3 protein-coding genes are annotated in these 18,475 nt (G+C 59.5%); all 3 read left to right on the top strand.

What is annotated here, in order from left to right; genetic code table 11:
• The first annotated feature begins 3 nt into the window (after nucleotides 1-3).
• The 3 genes from AC1D1Y_RS11275 to AC1D1Y_RS11265 all read left to right on the top strand — a co-directional run bounded on the left by AC1D1Y_RS11275 (nucleotide 4) and on the right by AC1D1Y_RS11265 (nucleotide 18,441).
• Entirely contained in the window at nucleotides 4-17,511 is a 17,508-nt protein-coding gene (locus AC1D1Y_RS11275; protein ID WP_477682424.1) for a calcium-binding protein, read from the top strand.
• Nucleotides 17,512-17,516: 5 nt separating this feature from the next.
• Nucleotides 17,517-17,654: a hypothetical protein gene (locus tag AC1D1Y_RS11270; protein WP_477682423.1), complete on the top strand. Its 138-nt coding sequence runs from the start codon at nucleotides 17,517-17,519 to the stop codon at nucleotides 17,652-17,654.
• A gap of 82 nt (nucleotides 17,655-17,736) precedes the next feature.
• Entirely contained in the window at nucleotides 17,737-18,441 is a 705-nt protein-coding gene (locus AC1D1Y_RS11265; RefSeq protein WP_477682422.1) for a hypothetical protein, read from the top strand.
• The last annotated feature ends 34 nt before the right edge of the window (nucleotides 18,442-18,475 follow it).

Raw genomic sequence — 18,475 nt, 5'->3', positions numbered from 1 at the left:
TCAATGGCCATAGATACACCTCAAGTGCGGTATACGCTTTCGGATGACGCGATTGCGCAGATTCGACTGATTGCAAACAGATTACCAACACAACCAAGCACTACTCCCGGCCAATACGCTCCAATCTATCAAATCATTTACAACGACCTAAAGAATCGCAGTGATGTTAGTCAAGGAACAAAGAATTGGTTAGATATTGCTATTCACGTCAATACGGGAGATCCGAAGGATCTAGTTTTTCAGTATGTTCGAACTGAAACGCAGACCGCTCTTGGTGAAAAAAAAATTCCCATTTCGAATGAGTTTTTCACGTATGGATCAAACAAGCTCGGACAAGGAATAACACAGCTAATTCTCGAAGGCTTCGGAACCGTCCTCCCCGGTCAAATTAGTGAGGCGGCGGGAGAGAGCGGTTTGGCGCCCAGAGATGCACGAAGCGTAATGGAGATTTTTGGCGGCACGATGGGTGACTGGGCTGGAAGCACACCATTCAGCTTAGGCGACTACTACTTGGGGGTTGACACGTCAGGCTACAGGACCGTGGCCGAATCGAAAAGTTTGAGCTGGTACGCAGATGTTTTCATGACCTCATACAACAGGGCTGTTGATGCCAATATACCTGTCGATTCGTTGCCGGGTTCTGTGGGTTATTTTTTGAATCGCCAGATGGCGCGCGCTGACGTAGAAATAAATCAAATGTTGCCGCAGTTCGGCAAGTTTTCCTCTCAAGTAATCAATGGATCGTTTTCTCGAACTGATCAGAAGGTGCCCTGGACATCGCAAATCATACAGTCCATATCAGATGTGTTCTTTGGCAGTACACCAAATACGAAAATTAAGATCACAGAAACGACAACTGGAACTCGTGTCGAAACAGGTGATGCGTTCGTAGACATCATCAAGGCAGCACCAAACAAGATGGTTGTTAGTGCTACCTCCAAGGTAAAACTAACGACAGAAACCTTCGCTTTTGAGACTTTCGCTCTCTCAAACGAAGGCGCGTCCGCTGGTTACAGCATCACACAAACCACCAACATTTCAACAGGTGTCGCTACTTATCAACTCAAAGATGCGGGAGGTAACTTCGTTACCAACGGTACCAACTACACCGTCGCACAAAACAACACCATCGCCTTTGATTCCGTATCCGATCTTGATACCCATAAGCACGTTTACGAGTTCGGCTCAGGAAGACTGATTGCCCAGATCAATGGCGACGGAAGCGGTTTCGTGTATGAACCAAGCGGGACCGAAATCCCATATACCGCAGGCCAACTAAGCTACAACACCAACAGCGGTGTATTGAATGCGACTACTGGTGGACAAACCACCGAACACTTCGGCACGACCAATTTGGTCAACGTCGCTACTGCCACGACGAATGCCACTCCCAGCCAAACCCCGACCCCCGACAGCACCAGCGGCGGCCCCAGCAGAACAAGCAACAACGTGGTGAGCACGGACGGCTACACCGTAAGCATTGGAAATTTCTGGGATGTCAACACCGCAGGCGGTAACCAGGCGGCAGCGGGCTACGCGATCACCGATGGCTTCCGGCCTGGTAATAGCAACATAGGGTTAAATATCAATGCCTCAACCGGCATCGGCCTTAACGTGCCGGCCCCCACCGGCAATACCGACCCAGGCGCCGGTGCGATTAATTACAGCCTGTTCGGCAGCAGCTTGAATAACGCCGCCGCCAGCAATTTCTACCAAATCCCTGTCGACCCCTTGGTGCTGGATCTCAACGGCGACGGCGTCAGGCTCACCAACTACACCGACTCCCCCGTTCTTTTTGATGCGGACAACGACGGTGGCTCGTTGGAACAAACCGGCTGGGTTTCGTCCCAGGATGGAATCGTGGTGCACGACATCAACCACGATGGAAAAATCAACAACATCAGCGAGACGCTCAGCGAGTACTACAACGGCGTTGCGGGCAGCAACGGCATGGCGGGAACGAAACCGTTTGCCAATGGTTTCGCCGCGTTGAAGTCGCTGGACACCAACCATGACAATCAATTCACCAGCGCCGACGCGGCCTGGAGCGAACTCCGTGTGTGGGTGGATGCCAACCACGACGGCAAGACAGACGCGGGTGAACTCAAGACCTTTTCTGATCTCGGCATCACCGCCATTAACCTGAACACCACGGCCCAAAGTGGTGAAGTGCGCGATGGCAACGAAGTACTGGCCAAGGGAAACTTTACTCAAGATGGAATCACGCGGGAGGCCGTCGCCGCCAACTTCCTGGCCAACCCGGCCGGCAGCACCATCACCCAGTCCGGTAGCGGCATCATCGTCTCTACAGAGAACCTGGTGAACGGTGGCGCCGCCACGGCGGCATTTGTTTCGCAGAACACTATTGCCGCCGTGTCTGAATCGCTGTCGGCCACGACACTGGGTGTCAAGAACATCACGGGCGGCGCAGGCAACGACATCCTCACCGGCGATGCACAAAACAACTGGCTGGCAGGTGGCCTGGGTGCCGACAACCTCAATGGTGGCGCAGGCGACGACGTGCTGCTGATCGATGCCAGTGATACCGGCATCAATGGTGGTGACGGCCTGGACATCGCTCAGGTTATAGGCAGCCAGAGCGTCACGCTGAACTTGAGCCAGAGCAATATTGAGATTGCCGTCGGTGGCGACGGCAACGACGTCTTCATCGGGGGCGGCCGAAGCACGGTATTCGTGCGCGGCGGCGCTGGAGATGACATGATTATCGGTGGCGCGGCCAACGACGTGCTGAGCGGCGAAGACGGCGCAGATTTTATTGACGGCGGCGCCGGCAATGACCTGATACGCGGCCATCGCGGGCAAGATCAATTGCTCGGCGGGCAGGGCGACGACGTGCTCGACGGCGGTCTGGAAGATGACACTTTAGGTGGCGGCGCCGGCAACGATGTACTGATAGGCGGCCGAGGGGATGACAAGCTCAACGGCGGTGACGGCATTGACGTGGCTGAGTACTCAGGGTCTTACGCCGACTACCGGATCACCAGGATCAGGGACGAAGCGTCGGGCGGTACGACCTTTCGCGTCGTCGACACCCGGACTGGCCAGGACGGTGCGGATACTTTGACCAATATTGAGAAGCTCAGCTTCTCGGATGTTTCCCGTGTCGACCTGACACTGGCCGCCCCGCTGCCTGTCAAAGACATCCTCACGGTAAATAGCAGCGGAGCTGCGTTGAGTAGAACCACTGCACACCTGCTTTCCAGAACCCAGTTGCTGGCCAATGACAGGGATTGGGACAGTGATATATCCCAACTCAGCATTACCGCGGTGCTTGAGGCGAAAGGCGGTACCGTCAGCCTGACCGCACAGGGTGACGTGCTGTTTACGCCCGATGCCAACTACACCGGCGTGATGAGCTTTAAATACAAGGTGCAGGATGCCCAGGGTAACTACACCCAGGTTACCTCCGGCACGGGACAAACCGAGCCCATGAAGGCGGCGGTCTACCTGCAAACCGCAGACCTGCCCAGTGACCCCTTGGTCGTGGAACAGTGGTACTTGTCGGACACCAATGTCATCGCCGCGTGGGGCACGGTTGCCGAGCAGGCTGCGGGTCGGGGTTACAGCGGCAAAGGCATCAAGATAGGGCAATTCGAACCCGGCGGGCCCTTTAGCACAGGGCCGGAGGTTTTTGACTACCGCCATCCTGATTTGGCCCCCAATGCGGACAAAGCTTGGCTCAATACCCTGGATGCCAATGGGAACAACGGCACACCGCAAACCTTCAGCAACCACGCCACCATGGTCGCAGGGGTGATGGTCGCTGCCAGAAACGGCGAAGGCGGTGTCGGCGTGGCCTATAACGCCAGCCTGGCAGGCCACTACATCCAGGGTGAAGGGCTGGAAGTGACCCAGCTCAACCAGGAGATCACTGCTGCTCTGGCCAAGTTCAAGAACTACGACGTCGTGAACAACAGCTGGGGGCCCACGGCCAACTTTCTGCTCAATGTGACGCCTGTCGGTTTGCTTGAAAACGGAATGCTGGACGCGGTGAGCAACGGCCGCGGCGGCCTGGGAACAGCCATCGTCATGGCGGGCGGCAACGACCGCGAACATGGCGCCAACACGAACTACAACGCGCTCACCGCCAACCGCGCGGTCGTCACGGTGGGCAGCATCAACGCGCCCGGTGACTTGGGCACCTTGCAGATGGGCAGCAAGCCCTTCAGCAACCCCGGCTCCAGCATCCTGGTATCGGCTCCCGGAAGCAATATCGATTCCACCAGCCGCGAGCTGATTGCCGACAATGGCTCCACCTTTGGCAGCCAGTACAACACGAGCCAGGGCACCAGCTTTGCCGCGCCTATCGTGAGCGGTGTGATCGCTTTGATGTTAGAAGCCAATCCGAAGCTGGGCTATCGGGACATTCAAACCATCCTGGCCATGAGCGCCACCCAGTTCGCCGACCCGAACGGCACGGACTGGACCTACAACACGGCCAAGAACTGGAACGGCGGCGGCATGCACGCCAGCCACGACTACGGCTTCGGCAAGGTTGACGCGCGTGCGGCGGTGCGCCTGGCTGAGACCTGGTATGGCCAGACTACCACCTGGAACGAGCAAACAAAAACGGCCAGCAGCGCTACGCTGAATGCCGCCATACCCGATGGGGCTGGAGTGCTGACGCAGACGCTCACCATGGCGGCAGGCCTGGACGTGGAAACCGCGCAGGTGACACTGGAGCTGACTCACCAGCGCTGGGGCGACCTGATCATCAAGCTGATCTCGCCCACCGGCACCGAAAGCATCCTGGTGAATCGCCCAGGCAAGGCGCCGGGTAGCGCCGCGAGTGATCTGGGCGATGCCACCTCGGGTACTTTGAGCTTCAGCTTTAATACCACCCATGTGCGCGGTGAGACCAGCGGTGGAAACTGGACGCTGCAGGTCATTGATGCGGCAACGGGCAGCACGGGCACACTGAAGAACTGGAAGCTGGACCTGTATGGCGCGACTTCCGACAGCGATGACGTGTACGTCTACACCAATGAATTTGCCAGCACGGCTGGTCGCACGACGCTGACGGACACCAACGGTGGCAGCGACATCATCAACGCCAGCGCCGTCACCGGCAACAGCACCATCAACCTGAACAACGGCAGCACCAGCACGCTGGCGGGTAAAACGCTGACGCTCAATGGCGACATCGACAAGGCTTTTGGCGGTGATGGCAACGACACATTGCTCGGTAGTGCCGGCGTTAACGTGCTGATCGGTGGAAGAGGTAACGACAACATCACCGGTGGAGGCGGCCTTGACCGGCTCGAAGGTGGATATGGCAACGACACCTTGACCGGCGGAACGGAAGATGATTTGTTTGTGGTGCAAAAAGACGCGGGCAGCACCGACACGATCGTCGATTTCAATACAGCTTCAGGCGCAGAAAAGATCGTGCTCGTTGGGTTTGATAGCGTCACGGATGCAACCCAGCTCAGCTTGACCCAGGTTGGCGCCAACGTGCAGATTGGCCTGGGCCAGGGGCAATTCATTATTCTGTCCAACACGACGGTCGCGCAGGTGTCTGAGCAGAACTTCGTGTTTGTGTCCGACGCCAGTTTTGTCGACGAATATGCGATCCGCTGGAACAATCCGGGTTTTTGGCTGGGTACCACCGGCGTGGACAACCAGCTGATCACCTCGACTTTCGGGGACCTGCGAGCTACAGCCCTTGCGGGAGATGACGTGGTGGGTGCTACCAGCGCGAATGACCTTATTGACGGCGGCAACGGCAACGACACTATTTGGGGGGACTATCCTGGTTACACCCCTGTGCCTGGCGCCGACTGGATCGAGGGTGGCTCGGGCAACGACACGTTGTACGGCGGCAGTGGAGGCGATTGGTTGGTCGGTGGCAGCGGCAATGATGTCGAGTACGGCGAAGACGGCAATGACTACCTGATTGGAAATACGGGCGTTGATCACCTGGATGGGGGAGCCGGCGACGACCTCATTACCCTCGACGGCGATGTGGGAACGGTCAACGGCACGACGTTTGGCTACTACGGAACGCGTGTCGGCGGGGCCGGCGCGGATGTCTTTAAAGTGCTGGCCAATGGCGGTGGCAATGCGGGCTTCAGCGCTGCCGGTGGCACTTTCAGCGCATCCAACCTGATTGCAGATTTTGATCCCAACCAGGTGGGCGAAAAAATCGACCTGCGCGCCTTTGGCTGGATCACCAGCCTGGCTGACCTGGGCATCCAGAATCTGAGCATCAATGGTGTGCAGTTCGCGCGCATTTCGGTCAGTAACGGCGCACAGTCGCTCAACCTCAATATACGGGGTGTCTCGCCTTCGCAACTCAATGCCAGCCATTTTGTCTTTGCGCCGGCGACGCCCGGTGCGGTCACGGGCACTATCGGCAATGACACCCTGACCGGCGACGCCGGGGCAAACACCATCAACGGCCTCGCTGGAGCCGACAGCATGACAGGGCGCACAGGCGACGATAGCTACATCGTCGACAACGTGGGTGACACGATCAACGAGCTTCCCGGCGGCGGCTACGACAGTGTGCAGTCGAGTGTGAACTACACCCTCAGCGACAACGTCGAAGCCTTGACGCTGACTGGCGCAGGCAACCTCAACGCCACCGGAAATGCGCAACGCAATCGCCTGGTGGGCAATGCGGGCAGCAACCGGCTGGATGGCGGCGCCGAGGCCGACAGCATGCTGGGCGGCGCGGGAAGCGATACCTATGTGGTGGAGGACCAGCTCGACACCGCCTATGAGAACTTCAACGAAGGAACGGACAAGGTGGAGTCCTCTGTCTCCTGGACCTTGGGCAACAACTTCGAAAACCTCACGCTTACGGGCACCGGCAATATCAATGCCACAGGCAATGATGTTTCCAATATCCTGGTGGGCAACTCCGCCGACAACATCATCGACGGTGCGCAAGGCGCCGACGTCATGTCGGGTGGGGCAGGCAACGACACCTTCTATTTCGACAACGCGGGTGATACCGCGTTCGAGGAGGCCGATGCCGGCATCGATACCGTCTATACCAATGTGAACCTGGCGCTTGAGGCCAATGTGGAAAACGGCGCGTTGTTCGGCTCGGCCACCACGCTGACAGGCAACAACCTTGACAACACGCTGCTGGGCAACAGCCTGGCCAATACCCTGTCGGGCGGGGCCGGCAACGACGTGCTGGACGGCGGGGCAGGGGCGGATGCCATGAGCGGCGGCACCGGCGATGATGTGTTTGTTGTGGACAATGCGGGCGACACCGTCACTGAGAGCCTGGCAGGGGGCACTGACACGGTGGTCGCCAGCCTGAGCTACACCCTGGGTGCCAACACGGAGAATCTGGTCTTGTCCGGAAGCTCCAACCTGAGCGGAACCGGCAATACGTTGGACAACCAGATCAGCGGCAACAGCGGCAACAACACGCTGAGCGGCGGCGCCGGCAATGACGTGCTGGATGGCGGGGTAGGGACGGACGCCATGGCCGGGGGCTCTGGCGACGATACCTACTATGTGGATGCGGCCGGCGATACGGTTGCCGAAAGCGCTGGCGAAGGCACTGACACCGTTGTCAGTGCTCTTAGCTATAGCCTGGGTGCCAACCTTGAAAATCTCACGCTCTCGGGCTTTGGCAATACCAACGCGACGGGAAACAGCCTGGCGAATAGCTTGCTGGGCAACAGCGGCGACAACATACTCGACGGTGATGCCGGTGCGGACAGCCTGCGTGGGAAAGCCGGGGCCGATCTGCTGCGCGGTGGTGCTGGCAACGATAGTTACCTGTTCTCCCTCGGCGATGGACCGGACACCATTGAAGAGAATGACAGCACGGTGGGAAATACCGACACCGTGTCGTTTGGGCCCGGCATTGCGCCGGCATCTGTCACGGTCTCCCGGTCAGGCCAGAATCTGGTGTTGAGCTACGGTGCCGGCGACAGCGTCACGGTTAAAAACTGGTTTGCGAGCAGCGCGCAGAAGATCGAACAGGTCAGCTTTGCCGAGGGAGGCAGCTGGGGCGTGGCTCAGCTTACCGCCCTGGCCAATCTTGCGCCTGTCGTGGCCAGTCCCCTCGCGGGGCAGGCTGTGAACGAAGACGCCGCCTGGACTTTCACGGTCCCGGCAAACACTTTCACCGACGCCGATGCGGTGGTCGGCGATACCCTGGGCTACAGCGCAAGCCTTGCGGATGGATCCGCGTTGCCCTCTTGGTTGAGTTTTGATGCGCAAACAAGAAGCTTTGCAGGCACACCGTCGAATGCGGATGTGGGAAACCTCAATCTTCGCGTCACGGCGACGGATACCAGCGGCGCCGTTGTGTCCAGCGCTTTCACGGTCACCATTGGCAACACCAATGATGCGCCTACCCTTGTCAATGCTTTGGGCAACCAGCCAACGGCGGAAGACGCGGCCTGGAGTTTTACGGTTCCCGCCGGCGCATTCGCCGATGTGGATCTGGGCGACAGCCTGAGTTACAGCGCCAAGCTGGCCAACGGCGATGCGTTGCCAGGCTGGATCAGCTTCAATGCCGTGACCAGAACTTTCAGCGGAACACCATCGAACGGGGAGGTCGGGCTTGTCGGCCTGCGCGTCACCGCCACCGACTCCGCGGGAGCCAGCGCCTTCAGCAACTTCACGGTGACGGTCACGAATACCAACGACGCCCCCACACTGGCCGCCGGCATTGGGAACCAGTCGGCCGCCGAAGATGCGGCATGGTCGTTTACGGTTCCAGCGGACGCGTTTGCCGATGTGGATGCGGGTGACAGCTTGAGCTACAGCGCCACGCTAGCTAACGGAGATGCATTGCCGGGCTGGCTGAGCTTCAATGCCACCACCCGTACTTTCAGCGGAACGCCGCTGAACGGCGACGTCGGCAACCTGGGCTTGAAGGTGACCGCCACAGATGCTGCCAGCGCCAGCGTCAGCAACACCTTCAGTTTGGCCATAGCCAACACCAACGATGCACCTGTCGTGGCCCTGGCAATTGCCAGTCAGCCGGCGTCGGAAGACGCGCCCTGGAACTACACCGTGCCAGCAGGCACGTTTGCCGATGTGGACACGGGCGACAGCCTGAGCTACACCGCCACGCTGGCCAACGGCGATGCGTTGCCGGGCTGGCTGAGCTTCAATGCCATTACCCGCACTTTCAGCGGAACACCTGGCAACAGCGAAGTCGGTAGCCTGAGCCTCAAGGTCACGGCCACCGATCTGGCGGGCGCCAGCGCCAGCAGCGTTTTCATCGCGACGGTGGCCAACGTTAACGATGCCCCGATCGTCTCCAGCGTGATCTCGGGCCAGGGCCTCACGGAAGACACGGCCTGGAGTTTTACCGTGCCTGCGGGAACCTTTGCCGATGCGGATGCCGGCGACAGCTTGAGCTATAGCGCAACATTGGAAAACGGAGATGCCTTGCCGAGTTGGCTGAGCTTCGATACGGCGACCCGGACCTTCAGCGGAACACCCGGCAATGCCGACGTGGGAATCCTCAATCTCCAGCTGACCGCCACCGATGCGGCGGGCGCCAGCACCAGCAGCACCTTCAGCGTAGCGGTGACCAATGTCAACGATGCACCGACCGTCGCAAGCGCGATCTCCGGGCAAAGCGCGACGGAAGACGCGGCCTGGACTTACACGGTGCCGGCCGGCACGTTTGCTGACGCGGATGCGGGCGACAGTTTGAGCTACAGCGCCACGCTCGGAAATGGCGATGCGCTGCCGGCCTGGTTGAGCTTTGATGCGGTGACCCGTACCTTCAGCGGTACACCCGGCAACGCCGACGTCGGCAACATGAGCTTCAAAGTCGATGCCACAGATGCGGCCGGCGCCACCGCCAGCGGCATCTTCAGCGTGGCCGTGACCAATACGAACGATGCGCCCACCGAAGCCAGTGCCATTGCCGACCAGGCTACGGGCGAAGATGCCGCATGGAGTTTCACGGTGCCGCTCGGTACTTTCTCCGACCCGGACGCCGGAGACAGCCTGGTCTACAGCGCCGCGCTGGGAAACGGAGACGCTTTGCCGGGCTGGCTGAGCTTCGATGCAAGCACGCGGACATTCAGTGGCATACCGTTGAACGCGGATGTCGGAAATCTGAATCTGCGCGTCACGGCGACGGATGCCAGCGGCGCCCATGTGTCGAGCGAATTTACCGTGGCGATTGCCAATACCAACGACGCCCCCATCGTGGCCACCGCGATTTCCGCGCAGGGTGCAACGGAAGATGCGGCCTGGAGCTATACGATACCTGCCGGTACGTTCTCCGATATCGATGCGAGTGACAGCCTGAGCTACAGCGCCACGCTGGGCAATGGTGATGTGCTGCCTTCGTGGTTGAGCTTTGATGCGCTGACGCGCACGCTCAGCGGAACGCCGCAAAACGCGGACGCGGGCGGCCTGACGCTGAAAGTCACTGCAACCGATATGGCAGGCGCCACCGCGAACAGCATCTTCAACATCGACGTGGCCAACGTCAATGACGCACCGATGGTTGCCATCGCAATCTCCGGTCAGGGTGCGGAGGAAGATGCCGGCTGGAGCTACACGGTGCCCGCTGGCACGTTCGCCGATATGGATGCGGGCGACAGCCTGAGTTATGGCGCTACGCTGGATAACGGAGATGCGTTGCCGGGTTGGCTGAGTTTTGATGCAGTCACGCGCACCTTCAGCGGAACGCCTCTGAACGCGGACGTTGGAAGCCTGACGCTTCGCGTCACGGCCACCGATGTTGGTGGCGCGACCGCTTCGAGTGCCTTTGTCCTGGCGATTGCCAATACGAACGATGCGCCCATGATTGTCAATGCCATTGGCAACCAAAGTGTGACTGAAGAGGCGGTCTGGAGTTACACGTTGCCGGCCGGCACTTTCCTTGACATGGATGAAGGCGACGTGCTGACCTACAGCGCCAGTTTGGACAACGGGGATGCCTTGCCCGCGTGGCTGGCCTTCGATATCGCAACGCGGAGCTTCAGCGGTACACCCGGTTCAAGCGATCGCGGCTCACTGTCGTTGAAGATCACCGTCTCCGATAGTTTCGGCGCCAGCACCTCTGCTGGGTTCAGTCTGGCTATCGGCGCAGGGGAGGCCACGGTGGTCACCGTATCCGGCACAAGCGCAGACGACACATTGGCGGGCACAAGCACAGCAGACGTGTTCGAAGGGCGAACTGGAGACGACACCCTGTACGGTGGTGAGGGCAACGACGTGTACCTGTATAGCCGGGGAGATGGCTCCGACAGCATCATTGAATACGATGAGACTGCAGGCAACACAGACACCGTGCGCTTTGACGGCACGGTGCTGGCCGGCGACGTCATCGCCAGTCGCGACCAGCAGCACCTGTACCTCAACATCCGCGGAACGACCGACCGCATCACCCTGGCCAACTGGTTCCTTGACAGCGCCTACAGGGTCGAGCGTGTCGAGTTCGCTGACGGCAGCGTGTGGGACGAGGCCACGTTGGCGGCCACGTCCAACTTTGTCGGCACCGAAGGCATGGACCTTATCACCGGAGGTGCCGGCAACAATACCTTCGACGGCGCTGGCGGAGACGACTACATCTTCGACACGGCAGGCGGCAACGACGTGTACCTGTACAAGCGCGGAGACGGCTCGGATTACCTGTACGACCTGGACGCCACCGCAGGCAACATCGACACCGTGCGTTTCGATGCCAGCGTGCTGGCTGGCGACGTCACGCTCACACGCGACCAGGACAACCTGTACCTGAACATCTCAGGGGGCGGCGACCGCATCAAGCTCAGGAACTGGTTCGTGGGAGACCAGTTCAAGATCGAGCAGGTGCAGTTCACCGATGGCAACGTGTGGGACCTGCAAACCCTGGCCGCCTCGGCAAGCGTCATTAGCCTCAATGTGGTGGGCACGGCAGGCGACGACTACCTCTCGGGCGACATAGGCAACGATACCCTGCAAGGCATGCAAGGCAACGACATTCTGTACGGAGGTAAAGGCAACGACGTCTACCTGTACAGCCTGGGAGACGGCTCCGACGTCATCGTCGAGTACGACGAAATGGCCGGCAATATAGACACCGTGCGTTTCGACGACTCCGTCAGCGTGGCGGACGTCAGGGTCAGCCGCGAAGGGCTCAACCTTTACCTGAGCATGGACGGCAGCACGGACCGCATCGAGATCAGCAACTGGTTTGCCGACGGCGCAGACACGGTGGAACAGGTCGAGTTCGCCGACGGAACGGTGTGGGGCAAGGCGGACCTGGAAGCCAGGTTGCCGGTGCTTATCACCGGAACCGAAGCGGATGATGTACTGGACGGCTCGGATGCCTTCGAGATTTTGGATGGCCAGGGCGGCAACGACTTGCTGAGCGGCGGCGCAGGCAATGACGTCTACCTGTTCAAGCGCGGCGACGGCCAGGACATCATCGATGAGTATGACGAGACTCTCGGCAACATCGACACCGTGCGCTTCGACAGCGGCATTTCAGTGGCCGATGTCAAGGTCACCTTTGACTCCTCTGGCCATTTGTTCCTGAGCATAGACGGCACCCAGGACCGCATCCAGCTCAATTACTGGCTGCAGGGTGAGGCCTACCAGGTCGAGCGTGTCCTGTTTGCCGACGGCACTGTGTGGAACCAGGTAGACCTGGAAGCCATGGCGGTGTTCGGCCCTTCGGAAGGCGACGACTACCTGGAAGGAACTGAGGATGGTGAGCTGCTGCTGGGCCTGGGCGGCGTCGACCTCCTGTACGGCCGCGGCGGCAACGACGTCATCGATGGCGGCAGCGGCGACGATTACCTGGAAGGTGGCGAGGGCGACGACTTGCTGGCCGGCGGGACCGGTGACGACAGCCTGAACGACGGCGCCGGCAACGACGTGTACATGTACAGCCGGGGCGACGGCTCAGACCGTATCAGTGACTATGACGAGACCGTCGGCAATATCGACACGCTGCGGTTTTACGACGGCACGATCACGGCCTCGGACATCAAGGTGACCCGGAGTGCCGTTGACTTGTACTTGCAGATTGAGGGCACGGGCGACAAGATTGCCTTCAATGACTGGTTCGGCGACGAGGGGAGCCGGATTGAGCGGGTTGAATTTTCCGATGGCACGGTCTGGGATGCAGCCATGATGGAAAGCCTGGTTACCCTGGCGCCGGCTACCGAAGGCAACGATGTCCTGTATGGCACGGAGGCCTCCGAGACGCTCAATGCGCTCGGTGGCGATGACGACCTGCTTGGCAACGGCGGTGACGACATCCTCGACGGTGGTGCGGGCAACGACTACCTCAACGGCGGTACAGGTAATGACACCCTCGATGGCGGCGAAGGTAACGACGAAATCGAGGGCGGAACGGGTAACGACGTGTACCTCTTCGGTCGCGGCAGTGGCAACGACGAGATCTCCGACTACGACGAAACAGCCGGCAACATCGACACGCTCCGTTTTGACGCAACGGTTGCGCCTGGCGACATCAGGCTCACGCGCGACAGTTCCAGCCTCTTTTTGACGATTGAGGGAACCAGCGACCGGATAGCGCTTGATGGCTGGTTTCTGGACGAAGCCCATCAGGTCGAGATCATTGAATTCGCCGACGGAACGGTCTGGCACAGGGCCGACGTGGATGCGCTCCCCATCGTATTTGCGGGCACCGACGGGGATGACATGCTGGCCGGTACCGATGGCGCCGACGTGATCGACGGTGGGGCTGGCAACGACACCCTCAATGGCGGTGCCGGCAACGACGTCTATCTGTACAAGCGCGGAGACGGTTCGGACACCATCAACGAATACGACCCCCTGGCCGGCAATGTCGATACGCTCCGTTTCGACAGCACGGTGGCCGTGTCTGACGTCCAGGTGACGCGTAGCGGCAACAACTTGTACCTCGGCATCAACGGTACCGCCGACAGGATCACGCTGACCGAGTGGTTCGGCAACGGCGACAGGAGGATAGAGCAGGTTGAATTTGCTGATGGCACTGTATGGGGCACCTCGGCCCTGTCGGCGATGGCTGTATTTATGGGCACGGCGGGTGATGATGTCATCATGGGATCCATGCTTGGCGACGTGTTCGATGGCGGCGCCGGCAACGATACGCTCTACGGCAACGCGGGCAACGACGTTTACCTCTACAAGCGAGGAGACGGCTCGGACACCATTGCTGAGTCCGACGATACCGTGGGAAATGTCGACACGATTCGCTTTGGCGATGCGGTGCTGGCAAGTGATGTCAAGATCACCCGTGATGCCTGGCACCTCTATCTGCACATAGAGGGCACGGCCGATGTGATCACGGTGAAGAACTGGTTCTTCAACGACAGGTACCGGATTGAGCAAATCGAGTTTGCCGACGGCACGGTGTGGGACAAGGCCCAGGTGACGGCCTTGGTGGCTGCCGCGGTGGTTACTGGCACCAGTGGTGATGACTATCTGTGGGGGACCGGGGACGCAGATACGATGGAGGGCGGCGCCGGCAATGACACGCTTCGAGGCGATAACGGCAACGACGTGTACCTGTACAAACGGGGCGACGGCACGGACACCATCACGGACCACGATGTGTCGGCCGGCAATATCGACACAGTCCGTTTCGATAGTTCAGTGACCGTGGCGGATATCCGAGTCAGCCGGGACCAGGCCAATCTGTACCTGAACATAGCGGGCACGACGGACCGCATCAACCTGAATAACTGGTTTGACGGCGATGCCGACAAGGTCGAGCGCGTCGAGTTCGCCGACGGTACGGTATGGAATCAAAGTGACTTGCTGGACCTGAGCATTGTTCGTGGGACCGCGGGAGATGACTCTCTCTCGGGCACTGGAGGCGACGACATATTGCAAGGGCAAGGCGGTAACGACCTGTTGGACGGGGGCATCGGCAACGACGTCTACCTCTACAAGCGTGGGGACGGATCGGACACCATCAGCGATTACGACTCCCAGACCGGCAACGTTGATACCGTGCGCTTCGACAATTCGGTGGGCGTTGCAGATATCAAGGTGACCCGTGACCAGTACAACCTCTACCTGAACATCAACGGCACAACAGACCGGATCACGCTGCGATACTGGTTTGACGGCAACAACAACAACGCCTTCAAAATCGAGCAGGTCCAATTTGCCGACGGCACGGTGTGGGATATCCCGGCCTTGACCGCCATGGCGGTGTTTGGCGGGACGGCGGGTGATGACCTCGTGATGGGTTCAATCCTCGGCGACGTGATTGATGGCGGCACCGGCAACGACACGCTCAACGGCAATATTGGCAATGACGTGTACCTGTACAAGCGGGGGGATGGCTCGGACATCATCACCGAATACGACACCACGGCTGGCAACATCGATACCCTCCGCTTCGACAGCTCCGTGACGGCCGGCGACATCAAGCTCAATCGCGACGGCTGGAATCTCTATCTGAGCATAGACGGTACAACGGACGTGATCAGACTGGGCTACTGGTATCTGAACGATGCCTACAAGATCGAACAGGTCGAGTTTGCCGACGGCACGCTGTGGAACAAAACCGACTTCGCCGCGATGGCGAATGCTACGGTGTTCGGCGGCACTGACGGCAATGATTACATCGAGGGAACGGGGGGCGACAACGTGCTGGAGGGCGGCGGTGGAGACGACCAGCTTCGCGGCTTGGCGGGCAACGATGTGTACCTGTACAAGCGAGGCGACGGCAGGGACACCATCACGGACCATGATGTGTCGGCCGGCAATATAGACACAGTCCGCTTCGACGGCTCGGTGGCCGTGGCGGATATCCATGTCAGCCGCGATCAGTACAACCTGTACCTCAACATAGCGGGCACGACGGACCGCATCAACCTGAACAACTGGTTTGACGGGGATGCCGACAAGGTCGAGCGTGTCGAGTTCGCCGACGGCACGGTGTGGAACCAAAGCGACTTGCTGGACTTGAGCATTGTTCGCGGTACCGCGGGGGATGACTCTCTCTCGGGCACTGGAGGCGACGACATATTGCAAGGGCAAGGCGGTAACGATCTGTTGGACGGGGGCATCGGAAACGACGTCTACCTCTACAAGCGTGGAGACGGATCGGACACCATCAGCGACTACGACTCCCTGACCGGCAACATTGACACCCTTCGTTTTGACAGTTCGGTGGTCATGGCAGACGTCAAAGTGACTCGTGACGCCTCAAATCTGTATCTGAACATCAACGGCACCTCAGACCGGATCACGCTGCGAGCCTGGTTTGATCAAGATGGCTTCAAGGTCGAGCAGGTTGAATTTTCTGACGGCACGATCTGGGGCACTTCGGCGCTTGCGGCGATGGCGGTGTTTGCGGGTACGGCGGGCGATGATCTCGTGATGGGATCGATTCTTGGTGATGTGATCGATGGCGGCGCCGGCAACGACACGCTCAACGGCAATATCGGCAACGACGTGTACCTGTATAGGCGCGGGAACGGTTCGGACATCATTGCCGAATACGACACCACCGCTGGCAACATCGATACCCTCCGCTTCGACAGTTCCGTGACGGCCGGCGACATCAAGCTCAACCGCAACAATTGGGATCTTTACCTGAGCATAGACGGYACGACGGACGTGATCACGCTGTACCACTGGTATCTGAACGATGGCTACAAGATCGAGCAGGTCGAATTTGCTGATGGCACGCTGTGGAACAAAGCCGACTTCGCCGCGATGGCGGCAGCGGTGGTGTTTGGCGGAACCCAGGGTGATGACTACATGCTTGGCGCCACCAGCAATGACATGCTGAGAGGGCTTGGCGGCAGCGACATGCTCGATGGCGCCGGTGGCTTCGATGTGCTTGAAGGCGATGCAGGAAACGACCAGCTCGCGGATGGCAATGGCAGCAATTACCTCAATGCAGGAGCCGGCGCCGATCATTTGAGCGGCAGCGCCGCCGCTGCGGACCTCTTTATAGGTGGCACCGGAAACGACGTGGTCAACCTCGGAAACGGGAAAGACCTCATCGCTTTCAATGTCGGTGACGGCCAGGATACGGTGTATGCGAGCGGCGCCTCCGTGGGCCCGGACGACACCGTCAGCCTTGGCGGCGTCGGCCTTGACTACGCCAAGCTGAGCCTGCAAAAGAGCGGTAACGACCTGATCCTCAAGATCAGCGACACCGACCAGCTCACCTTCAGCTACTGGTACGGCAGCACGGCCAACCAGAGCGTGCTGAACCTGCAACTGGTGGCAGAAGCCATGGCCGCCTTTGATGCGAACTCCAGCGACCCGCTGCTTAACAAGAAGGTGCAGACCTTTGACTTCCAGGGATTGGTCAGCGCGTTTGATGCAGCGCGTACGGCCACGCCAGGGCTGAGCAGCTGGGCGCTGAGCAACGGGCTCACACAGTTCCACCTTGCGGGCAGCGACAGCGAAGCGCTTGGCGGCGACCTGGCCTACCACTATGGAGCCGACGGCACGCTGGCCGGCATGGGCCTGGGCAAGGCGCAGGACGTGCTGACGAATGCGCAATTTGGTGTGCAGGCGCAGGCCATCCATTCGACGGCGAGTTTGCAGGACGGCCTGGTTCGCTTGGGCTAATGGGTATGACACGGGCTCTGCGCGAGGTTCTGGCTACCGCGGCATTGGTCGTGGCCGGGATCAACCAGGGCAAGCGGACGGTGCTCGAGTATTTGCTGTCGCCTGTGCAGAAGGCGGTGCAGGAGTCGGGGAGGGAGATGTGAAGGAGGTAAGGACGATTGAGCACGAAAAACGCTTCTTGCAATTTGCATCTCAAGTGAACCAAGAACTGCCGAGAGATATCGCATGTACCGTCTGAGCTATGTCTTGATTGCTGTGGCCGCGCTGATAGGCTGCGGTCCTGATGACCAACGGCGGGCCGAACTGGCCGAGGAAAAACGTGTTGCCTGCCTGGACAAGATTTGCGACGGCGATGTCCAGCCTGCGGTTGAACCTGGGAGGCAGTTGTTCAAAGTCAACGGGCAATGGTTTTCCGGGCCGTGGGAGTATGGCAGTCCCAACCTTCGCGGCATTACTTTTTACTGGCCCAGCAAGACCCCGTTGACGGGCCGAGCGGATCGGCAAAGTTACCCGGAGCAGGGGAAAAACTTCTACGAAGTAGCGATTGAAATTTTTCTGCGCTCCAGCCATATTCCGGCTGAGCCACGCGGCTACCAGCTTATCAAGCTGGCGGAGTTAAACGGTTGGATTGCAGAGCGCAGAACGCTGCGGCCGGGGTTGGAGGCCATCACCATGAAACATGTGATCGGTCCTGGCGACCATTACATCGATCACCTTACTTATTACGTAGCCACCCAACTCAAAGGCCCTGATGGGTTGCCACCTGTCGCGGGCTGCAGCCACGCAGATCCCCGCAATGGTGGGGGTACTGGATTCATGTGGCAGCCCGGAATCTGGGCCGGCGTGCGCATGAATCAAAAGCATTGTGCCGACTGGCCCGAGATATATCTTGAAATCACCCGCATCCTTCAGTTAATCAAGAGAGCTTAAAAATGACAAAACTTACAACAGAGGAACTCAATCA

It is taken from the genome of Polaromonas sp. P1_G1 (genome assembly GCF_056405595.1).
Note: the sequence above shows the minus strand (reverse complement) of the source record. Positions and strands in the feature narration are given on the sequence as shown.